Here is a 16,051-nt window from a genome sequence, read left to right as displayed (position 1 = left end):
GCGCCGGTGCCGTAGACGCGGTAGACGATGTGCAGATCGTCCGCGATCACGGTCGGGATCCGCTCCTGGGCGGCCGCCGTCGGCCGCACGCCGTTCTTCTCTTCCGTCATGAGCTCAGCCACGTCCGTACCGCTCCTCGGCCTTCCAGAAGTACACATAGCCGCCGATGCCGACCACCAGCGCCCAGCCGGCCGCGAACGCCCAGACGTGCGGCGGCAGTTGGCCCGCCGTGAAGCTGTCGATCAGCGCGAAGCGCATCAGATCGATGTAGACCGCGGCCGGGTTGGCGTTGAGCAGCAGCTCCACGATCTTCGGGAGGTGCTTGCCCTGGAGGATCACGCTGATGCTGAACATCACGCCGGACGCGTACATCCACGTCCGCATCACGAACGGCATCAGCTGCGCCAGGTCCGGGGTCCGGGCGCCGAGGCGGGCCATGACCATCGCCAGGCCGGTGTTGAAGACGAACTGCAGGGTCAGTGCCGGCACGACCAGCAGCCAGGACCACGTCGGCAGCTGCCCGAAGCAGAGCAGGATGACCCCCAACACGCCCATCGAGAACAGCAGTTGCTGGAGTTGCGCCAGGCAGAAGGAGATCGGCAGACAGGCCCGCGGGAAGTGCAGCGCCCGCACCAGGCCGAGGTTGCCGGAGATCGCCCGCGTACCGGCCATCACCGAGTTCTGCAGGAACGTGAAGATGAAGACGCCGGTCACCAGGAACGGGATGAAGTCCGGGACGTGCTTCCTCGTGTCGAGCAGTACGCCGAAGATCAAGTAGTAGACGGCGGCGTTGAGCAGCGGGGTGATCACCTGCCAGAGCTGCCCGAGCTTGGCGGTGGTGTACATCGCGGTGAGCCGGGCGGTGGCGAACGAGGTGATGAAGTGGCGCCGCTGCCACAGCTGGCGGGTGTACTCCGGCAGCGAGGGGCGGGCACCGCTCACCGTGAGGCCGTGGCGTTCGGCCAGCGCGCGCAGCTCGGGGTCGGGGGCGGTACCGGGGCCGGGCTCCCGTGCCGGGGCCGGAGCCGGGGCCGGGGGAGTGAGGGTCTGGGGCATGGGGGCCGCTTTCGCTTGCGTACGGGGGCCGCAGAACGGAGTGCGACGACGGAACGGGTCCGACGACGGAACGGGTCCGTATCGTCGCGACGCCGACACTAAAGGGAGCTCGCGTCGAAACGCAACCGTAGCGTCGTGACGCTAGGCTCAAGCCATGGCAAAGAACGGCAACGGGAACGACCCCGCGGCGGGCCGGCGCGTCCCGGCGGGCGCCGCGGTACTGCGCGAGGACAAGACCGAGGCGATCCGCGCGGCGGTCTTCGAGGAGCTGGCGGCGGTGGGCTTCGCCCGGATGTCGATCGAGGGCATCGCCCGCCGGGCGGGGGTCGGCAAGACCGCCGTCTACCGGCGGTGGCGCTCCAAACTGCACCTCGTCCTGGACGTGGTCTCCGCGGTGGCCGCCGCGGGCCTGCCGACCCCGGACACCGGGTCGCTGCGCGGGGACGTACGGATGCTGCTGGAGGTCGCGGCCCGGGCGCTGCGCCACCCCATGGCTTCGCAGATCATCCCGGACCTGCTGGCGGAGGCGGCGCGCAGCCCGGAGCTGGCGACCGCGCTGCAGGCGGCGCTGCACGACAGCCAGGAGGGCGTCGCGGCCGCGGTGGTGGCCAGCGCGGTGGCGCGCGGCGAGCTGCCGCAGGACGTGGACACCCGCCTCGCGCTGGACCTGCTGACCGGCCCGCTGTACTGGCGGCTGCTGGTCGTACGCGACGAGCTGCCCAAGGGCTACCTCGACGCCCTGGCCGACTCGGTGGCGGCGGCCCTCGGGGCGGACTGAACGAAGCCGGGCGGGGGTGGCGGGGCGGGGTGGGGGTGGGGGAAGTCACCTAGGGAGGGGGCGAACGGATCCCGTAGGGGACACGCGGGCCCCTGCGGGGCCACAACCCGGGGGAGGGGGGCGGTATTCCCGCAGGAAGCGACGGGGCGGGCTCGTGGGAGAAGTCGCAGTCGCTGCCGAGGGAGCCGCAGTCGCGACGGGGGGAGCCGCAGACCTATCGAGTGAGCCGCAGTGGCGCCTGGGAGAGCCGTAGTCGCGCCCGAGGGAGCCGCAGTGGCGACCGGGAGAGCCGCAGTCGCGCCCGAGCACGCGCGCTCCCACCAGCGCACCGCGCCTGCACCACCAGCGCACCAGCGGTGCACCTGCAGCGCGCCACCTGTCCACCTCCGGCGGACCACCAGCCCACCACCGGCGCGACCCCCATCGGACCCCCCCTCGCCCCCCAGTGCCCCCGCACCCCCACCGCACCCCGATGCACCACTGCCCCCGGCCGGGGTTCCGGCCGGGGGCAGTGACGTGTGGGCTCAGAGGTTCGGCGTCAGCCGGGGGCTCAGCCGGCCATTTCCACGTCCGAGTCGTCCGAGTCGCCCGAAGAGCGCGAAGAGCCGGAGGTGCCCGGCGTGGCCGGGGCGGTGGCGCCGGTCGCCTCGTCGTCCGCCGCGGTACGCGGGGACGGGAGCTTGATCAGGCCCGCTGCGGCGGCTGCGGCGCGCGGGGTGGGGGCCACGGTGCGGTCGTGCTGGGGGAGCGGGTCGGGGGTGGTTCCCTGGCCGAGGAAGACCCGGCGGACCACGCGCTCGGCGGCGTGACCGTCGTCCCACTGGCAGAACCGCGCGCGGAACGCGGCGCGCAGCTCGGTGGCCCGCTCGTCGTCCCAGCGGCCGCTGCGGAAGGCGTCGATCAGCTCGTCCTCGGTGGTGGCGAGGACGCCGGGGGTGTCGCCCGGCTTGCCCGACAGCAGGTCGAAGGTGACACCGCGGGAGCGGACGTAGGTGTCCCAGTCGTCGGTGTAGTTGATGATCGGCCGGTCGAGGTTGGCGTAGTCGAACATGATCGACGAGTAGTCGGTGACCAGGGCGTCGGCGGCCAGGCACAGCTCCTCGACGACCGGGTGGCCGGACACGTCGATGATCGCGCCGCGCTCCTGGAGCTCCTGGAGGCGGGCGTCCTGGTCGTAGAAGTAGTGGGTGCGCACCAACAGGACGAAGTCCTCGCCCAGTTCGCGGGAGATCTTCTCCAGGTCCAGCCGCGGTACGTAGCCGACCTGGTAGTCGCGCATGGTCGGGGCGTACAGGACCGCGGTCTTGCCGGGGGCGACGCCCAGGCGCTCGCGGATGTCCAGGACGTCCTGGGCGCTCGCCCGGTAGTAGACGTCGTTGCGGGGGTAACCGGCGTCCAGCGACTCGAAGTTGCAGGGGTAGACCCGCTCCCACTGCTCGGTGGTGTGCTGGTTGGAGGAGAGCGAGTAGTCCCAGCGGTCGGCGCGGGCCAGCAGCTTGCGGAAGCTCATGCCCTTGGCGGCGGCCGGGTAGCGCTTCTGGTCGACGCCCATCGACTTCAGCGGGGTGCCGTGGTGGGTCTGGAGGTGGACCTGCCCCTCGCGCTTGACCACGCCGTCCGCGAAGTTGACGTTGTTGACGAGGTACTTGGCGCGGGCCATGACCTCCCAGTAGCGCGGCGAGTTCAGCACGACGTGGTCGACGCCGGCCGGTATCTCGCCGGAGTCGGCCACCTGCTGCTTGACGACCCACACGCCGTGCACGTGGGGGGCGAGTTCCTTGGCCTTCTCGTAGATCGCCAGCGGGTTGCAGGCCGGCAGCCGGTTCCAGTACGCGGAGTAGACCGCGAGGTTCTCGTCCAGCGGCTGCCGCAGCAGGGCCTGGTAGCGCAGGTCCATGGCCTTCTTCTTGGCCTGGCGGACCTTCTTGCCGGCGTGCTTGCGGACCGTGCGCTGCACCTTGCCGGCGACCTTGAGGCCGGCCAGCGCCGGGTAGGCGTCCTTGGCGAGCAGCGCGTACTTGCCGCCGGCCACCCCGGCGGGGCGGACGAAGCCGGCCGGCAGCCGCCGGCGGTAGTCGCGGGCGGCGCGGTGGAAGAACTCGGCGGTGGCGTTCTGCGGCAGCCGGCCCGGCTTGTCCAGCACCGTCAGGTAGTGGTCGATCATCTTGCGGAACATGTGCGGGCGCCAGCGCGACAGCTCCGGGTGGGCGTCGAGGTAGCCGAAGACCCGCTCGTACTGGTCGAAGACGTCGAAGTGCTTGCGGCTGGTGGTGCGCAGGATGTTGCCGCCCTGCCGGCGCTGGCGGTAGTGCAGACAGACCCGGTCGAGGACCGCGATGGACTTCGCGGTGATCAGCGTGCAGAACGTCCAGGGGGCGTCCTCGTAGTAGCCGACCGGGAAGGTGAAGCCGTGCTCCTCGACGAAGTCGCGGCGGTAGGCCTTGTTCCAGACGATCTGCAGCAGGTCGAGGATCTCGGGGCGCTCGGCGAGGGTGAAGCTGGGCGCGCCGGACTCGTCGAGCCGGTCGGCGAGGAGGTTGCGGCGGACCGAGCCGTCCCAGTAGGTCCGGGCGTAGTCGAAGATCAGGATCTCCGGGCTGCCGCTGGCGTCCAGCCGCTCCGCCAGTGCGTCGAGCGCGCCGGGCGTGAGGGTGTCGTCGCTGTCGAGGAAGAGGATGTACTCCCCGCGGACCTTTTCCAGCCCCGCGTTGCGGGCCAGGCCCAGGCCGACGTTCTCCGGCAGGTGCAGGACCTGGACGCGGTCGTCGCGAGCGGCGTACTCGTCGAGGATGGCGCCGCTGCGGTCGGGTGAGCAGTCGTCGACGGCGATCACCTCGAAGTCCGTGAAGTCCTGCGCCAGCACCGAATCCATGCACTCGCGCAGGAAGCCCTGCACTCTGAACACGGGCACGATGATGCTGAAGCGGGGTACGACGGGGTCGAGGACTGTCTCGGACATGCGGTGCTTACTCCTCGTGACGAGCTGAGTACAGAACGCAAAAAAGCCCCAAAGGGGTCCTTGCATTGTCAGCCCTCCTGACCGCTGTTCACCCGAAAAGGTTGTTGTTCGTAACCTGAAAGTTCTGTGGCGCTCATCACGGATGTGCGTAAGTGGCGAATTTTCGGACGGGCGGAATGCCTCCTTCCGCCCCGCTTCCGGACGAGCGGGACGGGCGGAAGGCCCCGGGGCGCCGAATACTGAGGAGGTGTCACCGCCGCGCCCGCCCCGCGTCACCCGCCGCCGGCTGCTCCAGCTCACCGGCGGCGGGCTGCTCGCCGTGGCGGCCGGCACCGGCGTCTGGGCCCACGTCGCCGACGAGGGCCCCCGCACGGGTGAACCGGCCGGCTCCGGCCCGCCCCTGGTCGACCCGGCGGACCAGTCCTTCCTGCACGTCATCGCCCACCCGGACGACGGCCTGTACTTCATGAACCCCGACCTGGAGCAGGCCGTCCGCGCCGGGGCGCGCTCGGTCACCGTCTGCCTCACCGGCGGCGAGTCCGACGGACACAACGTCAGCAGGCACGCCGTCTACGCCGATCGGGTCCCCAGGAACCGGCCCGCCTTCGCCCGGGCCCGCACCAACGGGCTGCGCGCCGCGCACGCCGAGATGGCCCTCGGCGACCCGACGGCCCCCTGGCACCTGACCGCGATATCCCTGCTCCCCGGCTTCCAGGCCGAACTCCACACCCTGCAAGCCGCCCCGCACCAGCAACTGCTCTTCCTGGGACTGGTGGAGGCCCGGGCCGTGTGGCAGGCCCGCGCCACCAGCCTGCGCGGCCTGTGGCTCGGCGTCGTCCCCCTCCTCCCCACCCTCCGCCCGGCCGGCTCACCCGTACGGCACCACTTCCTCTACAGCCGCGAACAGGTCGTCGCGGCCCTGGTGGCGGTGCTCGACCGGGTCCGCCCCACGGTGGTGCGCACCCTGGACCCCAACGCGGTGCACTCCCGGAAGCGGCCGCCGGCCGGCCCGGACCGCGACCCCCGCCTGGCCGGGCTGCGCTACTACGACCACCAGGACCACACCGCCTCCGCCTACTTCGCGCAGGCCGCCCTCGCCGCCTACCGGCCCCGCGCCGGCCGTCCGCCCATCGTGGAGAACTACCTCGGCTACGAGGCGGGCGCGCTGCCCAACGACGTCGACCTGAAGGCCGCCCGGCGCAAGGCCCGGCTGCTGTCGGTGTACGGCTGGGCCGACCACCGCCGCTGCGCCGACCCGGCCGGCTGCGGCGACCGCAAGGTCGGCGGCTCGGCGCTGGACGGCGGCTCCCGCAACTGGACCCGCTCCACCCGGCTGCGTGCCCCCGGCTCCAACGCCTGGCTGCGGCCCGCGCAGGACGGCCGGCTGGTGGCCTTCGCGGTGCTCGGCGGCACCGCGTACTGCTGGACCGAGACCCGCCCCGGCAGCGGCCGGTTCGGGCCGCCGGTGCCGGCCGGCGGCACGATGCTGCAGGGGCAGATCCACGCGGTGCGCCGCCCCGGCGGGTCGCTGCAACTGTTCGCCTCGCGCACGGTGCTGCCGGGCCGCACCGCCGTGCACCGCCGCGAGCTGGTGACCGCGGCCCAGCGCGGCACCGCCCCGGACGGCACGCCGCTGTTCGGCCGCTGGGAGTCGCTGGGCTCGCCGGACCCGGACCCGGAACGCTCGCTGGAGATCGGCTTCCCCGCGGCGGTGGCCGCCCCGGACGGCACGGTGCACGTCTTCGTCCGCACCTGGGACGGCAACATCGCGCACCGCGCAGGACCGGGCGGCACCGGCTTCACGCCGTGGGAGCGGCTGGAGGGCACGGTCAGCACCCTGAAGGCGTCCCCGCAGGTCGTCGACGGGCTCGACGCCTGCGTGGACTCCGACGGGCTGCTCCACGTGGTCGCGCCGGGCCTCGGGACGGTGGCGCACTGGGTGTCGAAGGAGCCCGGGCACCTGCCGCGGCCGGCCGCGGCCACCGGGCTGCCGCAGCCGGGCGGCCCGGTCAGTCTCGTCCCGCTGGCCGACGGCGTGGTCCGGGCCGTCTACCGCCGTTCGGTCACCGCACAGGTGCTGATCGCCGAGCGGCACCGGCGGATCGGCGGCTGGCGGGTGACCGCGCAGTGCGCGCCGGTCGGCGGCTACGGGCGGGTGGCGGCGGCCCCGGTGGGCAGCGGGGACCGGATGGTCGTCGCGGCCCGGGACGCGTCCGGTGAGGTGCGGACGGCGATGGCGCAGGACGCCCCCAAGCCGTGGCAGCCGGGCCGGGTGTCGCACTCCGCGGCGGCCGGGGTCGCCCAGGACGCCGCGGGGCGGGCGGTGGTGGTCGCCCTGGGCACCGACGGCCGGCTGTACGCGGCCCGGCAGACGTCGGTGGGGCAGACCGCGCTGTTCGGCGCCTGGCGGCCTCAGACGGGGTCGCCGGAGCGGACCGGCGACGCCCCGGCCTGACCGGCGGTGCCGGGTACGGGCCCGGCATCGGCGCCGGCCCGGGCGGGCGGCCGCAGGATCCGCCGCGCGACCAGGTGGCCGACCGGCAGCGCGAAGGCGGCGGCGACCAGTGGCGCCAGCGCGCTGTTCACCCCGTACCAGCCGACCAGCGCCACCAGCCCGGCGCTCTGCATGGCGTAGTTGGTGACCTGGGTCAGCGGGAACAGCAGGAACTTCTTCCAGGTCGGGCGGGTGCGGTAGGTGAAGTAGGTGTTGAGCAGGAACGAGCCGGCCGTGCTCAGCGCGAACGCGAGGCTGTAGGCGGCGAAGTACGGCAGCAGCCGGTGCAGCGGCAGGTAACAGGCGTAGAACGTCGCGGTGTTGACCGCGCCGACGGCGGCGAAGCGCACCAGCTGACCGGCGCCGCCGGCCCGGCGCCCGCCCGCGGACCGGCCGGCCATCAGCCGGCCTGCGACCCGGCGGTGGCGGCGTCCGCGGGCCCGGCGGCGGCACTCAGCGCGGCCTCGGCGGCGTTGCCCTCCTTGACCAGGTAGTGCGGGCGCTGCTTGGTCTCGTAGTAGATCCGGCCGATGTACTCGCCGATCAGACCGAGCATCACCATCTGCAGCCCGCCCAGGCCCACGATGATGGCCACCAGCGTCACATAGCCCGGTGCGGTGACCCCGCCGACGACGGCCGCCGCGACGATCCACAGGGCGTAGAGGCCGGCGAGCGCGGCCAGGCCGAGGCCGGCGTAGATGGCCAGCCGCAGCGGCCGGCTGTTGAAGGACAGCATCCCGTCGATGCCGTAGTTGACCAGCGCGCCGAGCCGCCATTTGGTCTCGCCGGCCTCCCGGACGGCGTTGCGGTAGTCGAAGGTGACGGTGTCGAAGCCGATCCAGGAGAACAGGCCCTTGGAGAAGCGGTTGTACTCCGGCAGCGCCAGCAGCGCGTCCACCGCCGTGCGCGACAGCAGCCGGAAGTCCCCGACGCCGTCGGCGAGTTCGACATCGACCCAGGTGTTGACGGCCCGGTAGTAGCAGCGGCTCAGCGCGGACCGCAGCCGCCGCTCGCCGTCCCGGCTGCGCCGTGCGACGACCTGGTCGTGGCCCAGCTGGTAGAGGTCGAGCATCTTCTCGATGAGGTCCGGCGGATGCTGCAGGTCGGCGTCCATGAGGATCACCGCGTCGCCGGTGGCCGCCCGCAGGCCCGCCAGTATGGCGGGCTCCTTGCCGAAGTTGCGGCTGAACGACAGGTAGCGGGTGGTGCCGCGGTGCTGCTGGGCCAGGCCGCGCAGCCGGGCCAGGGTGCCGTCGGTACTGCCGTCGTCGACGTAGCACAGTTCGTGGTCGACGCCGAGGCGGACGAGGACCGCCCGGACCGCCTCGTCGAAGCGGGCCAGGACGGCCTCCTCGTTGTAGCAGGGGACGACGATGGAGAGCTTCATCCGCGGGTCTCCTTGGTGGTGCGACGCCGGGACCGGCCGCGGCCCCGTAGCTGACCCCCCACCGCCACCGCGCCGGCCGCCAGCCCGGCCGCCCCGCTCACCGCCAGCCCCGCACGCAGGCCCGGCGGCAGATACGTGCAGGTCAGCCTGGTGGCCCCGGGCGGCAGCGGGACCGTCAGCAGCCCGCCGAACGACGCCGGGGCGCGCCGCGGCCCGCCGTCCACCGCGCAGCCCCAGCCCGCGACGGCCGGCAGCGCCAGCACCGCGTGCCCCCGGCTGCCGCGCGGCAGCCGGGCCGCGAGCCGGTGCCCGCCGGCGGACAGCGCCACCGGCCCGCGCAGCGCGCGCACCGCCCGGTCCAGTGCGCCCGGCGGTAGACAGCCCAGCGGGCGCGCGGGCAGCCACTGGCTGCCCCGGCCGATGAACCGCACCGTGACCGTCCCGTCGTCCGGCACCCGCCCCAGCACCCGCACCGGATTGGCCGTGGTGTCCGCCCGGCCGATGCCCTTGGTACGGGTGCCCAGCCCGCTGACCTGGCCCCAGAACCAGGGCGCGTACCAGACGACGGTGCCGCCGGGGGTGCAGCGGGCGGTGAACGTGGTGCCCGCGCCGTTCGGGCCGGCCAGGGGGGCGGCCGCGGCGGGCAGCGCGGACGGCGGCAGAAGCCAGCCGCCGCGGCCGCGCACCGGTGCCGTGCCCGCGGTGGGCGTCAGCTCCGGCACCTCGTAGACCGCGGCGCCCAGCATCCGTTCCTGGCGCGCGAACACGCTCTGCGCGCCGCGCGGCCGGGCCGGCAGGTGGCGGCGCACGGTCAGCAGCGGGGCCGGCGCCGGGCGGGCGCGGTGCAGGACGAAGCCGCTGCGGGGGTGCTGCGCCGCGGGGAACAGCGAGCTGCTGACGCCCATCAGGGCCCGGCCGACCGGGTCCTCGAAGCTGAGGGTGTGACGGCCCCTCATGTACCAGCCGGCGCCCAGGTCCCGCAGGGTGCGGGCGGTGGCCGCGGGCACATAGCTGCTGTAGTAGGAGCCGCCCTCGCCGCCGAGCAGCAGCGGGTCGTTGTTGGCGAACTCGTGCGGCCCCGGGTCGGTGCGCGAACGCGGCCAGTCGTCGCGGGCGGCGAGTCCGGCGCGGGCCGCCAGGGACGTCCGGGTCATGGTGATCTTGGGCCGGAACCAGGTGACCTTCCCCCGTACGGCCGTCACCGAGAACACCGTGTACGCCGAGCCGAGCAGCACCGTGCCGGCCAGGGCCGCGGTGAGCGCGGTCCGCGGCCGGCCAGGGGAGCCGGCGGCCGGCAGCACCGCCGGTGCGGCCAGCGCCGCCAGGGCCGCGGTGCCGCCGCCGGCCACCAGGATCCAGGTGGCCGGGCCGACCCCGCCCTGGTCCCGGCAGGCCCACGCCAGCAGCGCCACCAGCGCCCCGCCGGCGGCCAGTTCACCGGCCCGGGGCCGGTGCGCCAGCGCCAGCCAGGACATCATCACCAGGATCCCGCTGAGCACGAACGCGGCGCGGTACGGACTGCCGTTGGGCAGCGCCAGCCCGTGCCACAGCAGGATCGTCGGCTCCCAGACGAACGACGCGGCCACCCCCAGCGCCAGCGCGCACCAGGCGATGCGGACCCGCGCCGGCACCGCACGGACGAACGGGAAGGCGGCCACCAGCAGCAGTGCCGGCATGCCGACGAAGATGTTGGGCGTGGACACCCCGCCGTGGCCGCCGGGCAGCAACTGCGCCAGCTGGTACAGCACGGTGGGCGGCTCCTCGTAGGAGACCGGGGGAGCGGGCTGGGCCGCCCGGCTGGCCCGGAGGGTGACGGTCAGCACGGGCGCCGCCAGCCCGATCCCGGTCAGTGCCGTCGCGACCGCCCGGCCGGCCGCCCGCAGCCGCGCGCCCGGCGGCATCCCGGCCGCCGTCACCAGCCGCACCGCCAGCACCAGCCCGGTCGCGAGGGTGGCCATCGCCGCCGTGTAGAAGTTGCCCGCCCAGGCCAGGGCGACCAGCAGCGTGCCGGCCACCCAGCGGGTGCGCCGCAGGCACCAGTCCGCGGCGATCCCCAGCAGCGGCAGCGCCACCGGCCCCCACATCCACATCGGGTCCGCGGCGCCGTCGTTCAGCACCCAGGCGCACAGCGCGTAGCCCACCGAAAGAAGCGCCCGCAGCGTCCCCGGTCCCGGGTGCAGCCGGCCGAGGAGGACGGTCATCAGGGCGCCGGCCAGACCGATGGACAGCAGCGTGACCAGGAAGACCGGGAGGTCGGCCAGGGCCCGCGGGAAGAGGCCGACGAGCAGCGAGAACGGGTTCATCAGATACGTGACGAAGTCCGCGAGGAACGGCACCCCGTATCCGCTGCTCCAGTTGAAGAACAGATCGCCGGTGGCCTGACCGTGCAACAGGTCCCACAGCCGGGCGTGGAAGGGCACGAACTGATTGCCGAGGTCGTTCACGGCGCGCGAGCGCGGTCCGAACGGGTAACTGCCGTACAGGGCAAGCCCCAGGCAGTACGCCGCCATGGAGAGCGCCGCCGCGGTGAGGGGGGCGGTCCACCGCGGGGGCGGCCGGTCCGCCGCCGGGTGGTCCGGTCCGGGCAGCGGCCGGGCAACCTCCCGGGGCCGGACCGCCTCTTGGGGGGTGACGGGCGTCGCAGCCACCGGCACTCCTCCACGGTCGGCGAACGTTCAGTCAACGTTATATGTCTTAATAGTCCGTTTTGCCTCGCTGGAGTGCTGCGTATGCCGAGGGACACCGAGGACGACCCCCGCACCACACCGATGACCCGCACCACCCCGGCCGTCTCGGTGATCGTGCCCGTCCACAACACCCTGCCCTACCTCGACCGCTGCCTCGGCTCCGTCTTCGCCCAGACCCTCGACCCGCACCGCATCGAGATCATCGCCGTCGACGACGGCTCCACCGACGGCAGCGCCGAGCGGCTCACCGACACCGCCCGCCGCCACCCCCGCCTCACCGTCGTCCGCCAGGACGCCTCCGGCGGCGCCGGCAAACCCCGCAACACCGGCCTCGCCCGCGCCACCGGCGACTACGTCTTCTTCCTCGACTCCGACGACCACCTCGGCCCCGAAGCCCTCGAACGCCTCACCCGCATGGCCCAGACACACGGCTCCGACGTCGTCTACGGCCGCATCGTCGGCGCCGACGGCCGCGCCGCCCCCATCGACCTGCGCACCACCAGCCCCGCCGTGTCCGTCTTCGACTCGCCCGTCTACTGGTCCCTCGCCGCCTACAAACTCTTCCGCCGCGCCTTCCTCGAAACCCACCACCTGCGCTTCGTCGAGGGCCGCCTGCTCGGCGAGGACCTCCCCTTCGGCATCGCCGCACTGCTGCGCGCCCGCACCGTCTCCGTCCTCGCCGACTACGACTGCTACTACCTCCACGGCCGCGCCGACGACAGCAACGCCAGCCGCCAGGACGTCGACTGGCCCGACTACCTGCACTACATCGGCGGCGTCCTCGACACCGTCGCCGCCGAGGTCCCGCCCGGCCCCGACCGCGACAAACTGATGACCCGCCACTTCCACGGCGAGATCCTCATGCCCTTCGGCCCCGCCTACCTCGCCCGCACCCCCGCCGGCCGCCGCCGGATGACGGCCGCCGCCCGCCCCCTCGTCCGCCGCTACCTCACCGACCGCATACGCACCGCCCTGCCGCCCCGCCTCCGGCTGCGCGCCCACTGCCTCGCCGCCGGCCTCGACGACGCCCTGACCGCCGTCGTCCGCGCCGACACCCGACCGGTCCCCACCCAGGTCGACCCCGACGGCCGGATCCACGCCCGCTACCCGTACTTCCGCGACCCGCACCACCCGCTGCCCGACGCCGCCTACGACCTCACCGACCGCGTCGTCCTCCGCCAGCGGCTGACCCGCTGCCACTGGACCGGCACCGTCCTCCGCCTGGCCGGCACCGCCGCCCTGCCGCACCTCCACACCACCGCGGTCACCCTCGTCCTGCACCGCGCCGGCGCCACCCACCGCCTCCGGGCCCACTACGCCGACGGGCACTGGCACGCGGACCTCGACCCCGCGACCGCCGCCGCCGGCGCCCCCCTCACCGACGGCGTCTGGGGCCTCAAGATCACCGTCACCGGGCACGGCACCACCACGGACGGCGCCCCGGGCCCCGCCGCCCACCGCACGGCCTGGCTCGTCCCCCACACCGCGCCGTCCGCCGCCGACCTCGCCCCGCGCCCCCTCCCGCCCGGCACCGCCACCGCCGCACTGTTCCTCTCCGACCCGCACGGCCACCTCCACCTACGGCTGACCGCCCCGGAATGAGCCGCCACACCGTGCACCGGCCGCCCGGCGGGAGCACCCTGGTAAGAGCGGTTCCGGAGGTGATGGTGATGCTGCAGACAGCTGTCGGATGGCACGTCGAGCTGGAATTCGAGGAGGACACCCACCGCACGCGCGCGGCCGCCCTCGTGCGGCTCCCGGACGGCACCGAAGTCCGGTCCCACGGGTACGCCAGCCGCCACCCCGCCGACTCCAACCAGCCACGGGTCGGCGAGGAGGTCGCCGGGGCCAGGGCGCTCAACGACCTGGCGATGAAACTGCTGACCAAGGCCCACGACGAGATCGACGAGGCGTCCGGCCGGACGTCCTACCCGCTGACCACCCGCTGACGACCCCCGGCGGCCCGCCGGCCCCGGCGCCGCGCCGGTCGGCCGCGGGTCAGGCCGCGGGTCAGGCCTCCGGGTGGTGGTGCCGCCAGCCCGCCCACGCCGACGTGACCATGTCACGCACGTCGTGCCGGGCCTTCCAGCCCAGCTCCGCGGCGATCCGGTCGGCGGCCGCCACCACCCGCGCCGGGTCACCCGGCCGGCGCGGCGTCACCTCGGGCGTCACGCCCTCGTACCCGGTGACCTCCGCGATCAGACGGATCATCTCGCGCACCGAAACGCCCGCACCCCGCCCGATGTTCAGGGTCAGGTCCCGCACCGGGCCCGGCCCGGCCAGCTTCCGGGCCGTCGCCACATGCGCATCGGCGAGATCGGCCACATGGATGTAGTCGCGGATGCAGGTGCCGTCCGGCGTGTCGTAGTCGTCACCGAAGATCCGCGGCGCGGCACCCGCCGTCAGCCGCTCGAACACCATCGGCACGATGTTGAAGACCCCCGTGTCGGCCAGCTCCGGGGCGGCCGCACCGGCCACGTTGAAGTACCGCAGACAGGCCGTGGAGATACCGTGCGCCTTCCCCACCGCCCGCGCCATCCACTCCCCGACCAGCTTCGTCTCGCCGTACGGGTTGATCGGCACGCACGGCGTGTCCTCCGTCACCAGCTCCACGTCCGGCATGCCGTACACCGCCGCCGACGACGAGAACACCAGCCGGCCCACCCCGCCCGCCGCCATCGCCTCCAGCAGCGTCTGCAGCCCGTGCACATTCTCCCGGTAGTACAGCAGCGGCATCTCGACGGACTCGCCGACCTGCTTCTTCGCCGCCAGATGCACCACATCGGTCACCTGGTGCTCCGCGAGCGTCGCGTCCAGCAACGCACGGTTGAGCGTGGAACCGACGACCAGCGGCACGTCCTCGGGGATCCGGGCGGCCACGCCCGTCGTCAGGTCGTCCAGCACGACGACCCGCTCGCCCGCCTGCCGCAGGGCCCGTACGACATGGGCGCCGATGTAACCGGCACCACCCGTGATCAAGTAAGACATGACGCCAATCCTAGGAGGGGGAGAGAACGAACAACGGGAAGGTCAGCGGCGCAGCCGGCGCGCCGCGATCCGCCAGACGCTCCGCAACCCCGACGCCACCCGCAGCGACAGCGCACCGCCCGTCGTCGCATACGGCTGCACCAGCAGCACCGCGTGCCGCCGGCTCGGCAGCACCCGCCGCCGCAGACCCGGCCCGGTCGCCCGCAGCGCGGCCCGGAAACCCGCCCCGTCGGCACAGCTGACCCACGCCATCAGATCCCACGGCTCCGGATCGGCCGCCGCCCGGCCGGCCCGCTCGGTCAGCGCCTCCAGATCCAGCACGACCTCCGCCGTCCAGCACACCGCCGCCGCACCGCCCGGCACGCCCGCGCGGGTCAGCGCCGCGGTGTGCACCGGGCCCCGCCGGTCGTCCCGACGCCGCCGCAGCTCCACATCGATACTCTCCGGCCCCGCCACCGCCAGCCGCCCGTACATGTCGTGCACCCGCAGCCGCAGCACACTGCGGCTGCCCACCGACGGCTCCGCGTCGATCGTCACCGGCAGCCGGCCTATCGGCTTCGTCCCCAGCGCGTCCAGCTCCACCTCCGGCAGGTCCGGCGACCACACCGCCCGCCCGCCGGCCTCCGCGTACGGCGGCAGCAGCCGCCCCGGACGGCTCGCCAGCTGCGTGATCCGGTCCAGGTCCCGCGGCGCCGGCGACGCCAGCACCACCCGCGCCAGCCACCGCGACGGCGCCCGCGCCGCCCGCAGCGCCGCCTCGTCGAAGCCCCCCAGGTACTCCCGGGTCAGCCGCCACCACTCCGCCCGGTAATCCGCACCGCGGGTGTGCAGCTCCCGCACATACATCCGCAGATCATGATCGAGGAACTTGGTGGCCGCCGCCTGCGCCAGCACCGGCAGCCCCGCCTCCCGGAAGATCTCCACACTCGCCCGGTGCGCCGCGATCCGCGCCTCCCAGTTGGCGACGTCCTTACGGTTCAACGAGATCGACTGCCGCGCCGCCGACCGGCGCACATGCCACACATAGACACTGTCCGGCACCGTCGCGATCCGCGGCGCCGCCGCCAGCACCCGCGCGGTGAACACGAAATCCTCGTACGTGAACCGGCCCTCGGGAAACACGATCGCGTGCTTCGCCAGGAACTCCCGGTCGTACAGCTTGTTCACACACAGCGTGTCCCGCACCAGCTGCGGACTGGCCTCCGCCGACTCGTGCACCGCCGCCTCCCGGTACAGCCCCGGCTGCCACGGCACGTCCCGCCGCGCCGGCAACTCCCGCCGCACGCACGCCCCCGACACCACCGGCGCGTCATGCCGCAGCGCCGCCGACAGCAGCGCCCGCACCGCACCCGGCGGCAGCACGTCATCACTGTCCAGGAACATCACGAACCGGCCGGTCGCGGCCCGCAGCCCCGCATTACGGGGCGTGCCGCAGCCACCGCTGTTCTCACTGCGGTGGATCACCCGCAGCCGCGGCTCGGTACGGGCCAGATCATCCAGGGCGGCACCCGTGCCGTCGGTGGAGGCGTCGTTCACCGCGATCACCTCGGTGACCGTGTCACCGAAAGCGTCCTGAGCCAGCGCGGAACGCACCGCATCACCGACATGGCCGGCATCGTTGAAGGCGATCACGACGATGCTGACCTGCGGGGAGGGCGTGATGGTGGGCCCCGGCAGCGGCTCAGGGGCTTCTTTCACAGTC

Annotated in this window: 11 protein-coding genes; 4 read left to right on the top strand and 7 right to left on the bottom strand. The window is 73.7% G+C overall.

Going from position 1 to position 16,051, the window contains the following annotated elements; translation table 11 throughout:
* Positions 1–114: 114 nt before the first annotated feature.
* Positions 115–1,056 (bottom strand): ABC transporter permease, encoded by a 942-nt coding sequence (locus ACFV1J_RS18880; protein WP_385859465.1) that lies wholly within the window; start codon positions 1,054–1,056, stop codon positions 115–117.
* Positions 1,057–1,210: 154 nt separating this feature from the next.
* Between ACFV1J_RS18880 and ACFV1J_RS18875 the strand changes: the two genes are divergently transcribed.
* Complete coding sequence (locus ACFV1J_RS18875; protein WP_385859463.1) at positions 1,211–1,834, top strand: TetR/AcrR family transcriptional regulator; 624 nt, start codon at positions 1,211–1,213, stop codon at positions 1,832–1,834.
* Between the two features lie 550 nt (positions 1,835–2,384).
* Here ACFV1J_RS18875 and ACFV1J_RS18870 read toward each other — a convergent pair.
* Positions 2,385–4,793, bottom strand: a complete 2,409-nt coding sequence (locus ACFV1J_RS18870) for a CDP-glycerol glycerophosphotransferase family protein (protein WP_385859461.1) — start codon at positions 4,791–4,793, stop codon at positions 2,385–2,387.
* A gap of 247 nt (positions 4,794–5,040) precedes the next feature.
* Between ACFV1J_RS18870 and ACFV1J_RS18865 the strand changes: the two genes are divergently transcribed.
* The gene (locus tag ACFV1J_RS18865) at positions 5,041–7,248 is read left to right on the top strand and encodes a PIG-L family deacetylase (protein WP_385859459.1); all 2,208 of its coding nucleotides are present in this window, start codon (positions 5,041–5,043) and stop codon (positions 7,246–7,248) included.
* On the opposite strand, the gene ACFV1J_RS18860 is transcribed toward ACFV1J_RS18865, so the two are convergent.
* The 3 genes from ACFV1J_RS18860 to ACFV1J_RS18850 are packed head-to-tail and all read right to left on the bottom strand — an operon-like array spanning position 7,206 to position 11,322.
* Complete coding sequence (locus ACFV1J_RS18860; RefSeq protein WP_385859457.1) at positions 7,206–7,688, bottom strand: GtrA family protein; 483 nt, start codon at positions 7,686–7,688, stop codon at positions 7,206–7,208. The two genes, ACFV1J_RS18865 and ACFV1J_RS18860, sit on opposite strands and share 43 nt — an antisense overlap.
* Positions 7,688–8,674: a glycosyltransferase family 2 protein gene (locus tag ACFV1J_RS18855; RefSeq protein WP_385859456.1), complete on the bottom strand. Its 987-nt coding sequence runs from the start codon at positions 8,672–8,674 to the stop codon at positions 7,688–7,690. Before ACFV1J_RS18855 ends, ACFV1J_RS18860 begins: the two co-directional genes overlap by 1 nt.
* Positions 8,671–11,322 carry a YfhO family protein gene (locus tag ACFV1J_RS18850; protein WP_385859454.1) on the bottom strand — a complete coding sequence of 884 codons (2,652 nt, stop codon included), beginning with the start codon at positions 11,320–11,322 and terminating at the stop codon, positions 8,671–8,673. Before ACFV1J_RS18850 ends, ACFV1J_RS18855 begins: the two co-directional genes overlap by 4 nt.
* An 81-nt stretch (positions 11,323–11,403) precedes the next feature.
* Here ACFV1J_RS18850 and ACFV1J_RS18845 point away from each other — a divergent pair, with 81 nt between their 5' ends.
* On the top strand, positions 11,404–12,963 hold the full coding sequence (locus ACFV1J_RS18845) for a glycosyltransferase family 2 protein (protein ID WP_385859452.1): 1,560 nt from the start codon (positions 11,404–11,406) through the stop codon (positions 12,961–12,963).
* Positions 12,964–13,031: 68 nt separating this feature from the next.
* Positions 13,032–13,310, top strand: coding sequence for a DUF1876 domain-containing protein (locus ACFV1J_RS18840; RefSeq protein ID WP_385859450.1), 279 nt, complete (start codon positions 13,032–13,034; stop codon positions 13,308–13,310).
* A gap of 61 nt (positions 13,311–13,371) precedes the next feature.
* Here ACFV1J_RS18840 and galE read toward each other — a convergent pair whose 3' ends face one another.
* Both galE and ACFV1J_RS18830 read right to left on the bottom strand, forming a co-directional pair.
* Entirely contained in the window at positions 13,372–14,349 is a 978-nt protein-coding gene (gene galE / locus ACFV1J_RS18835) for a UDP-glucose 4-epimerase GalE (protein WP_385859448.1), read from the bottom strand.
* A 42-nt stretch (positions 14,350–14,391) separates the two neighbouring features.
* Positions 14,392–16,047, bottom strand: coding sequence for a glycosyltransferase family 2 protein (locus ACFV1J_RS18830; RefSeq protein WP_385859482.1), 1,656 nt, complete (start codon positions 16,045–16,047; stop codon positions 14,392–14,394).
* Between the last annotated feature and the right edge of the window lie 4 nt (positions 16,048–16,051).

Origin of the sequence: Streptomyces sp. NPDC059649, assembly GCF_042734445.1 — a bacterium.
Taxonomy (GTDB): Bacteria; Actinomycetota; Actinomycetes; order Streptomycetales; family Streptomycetaceae; genus Streptomyces.
Note: the sequence above shows the minus strand (reverse complement) of the source record. Positions and strands in the feature narration are given on the sequence as shown.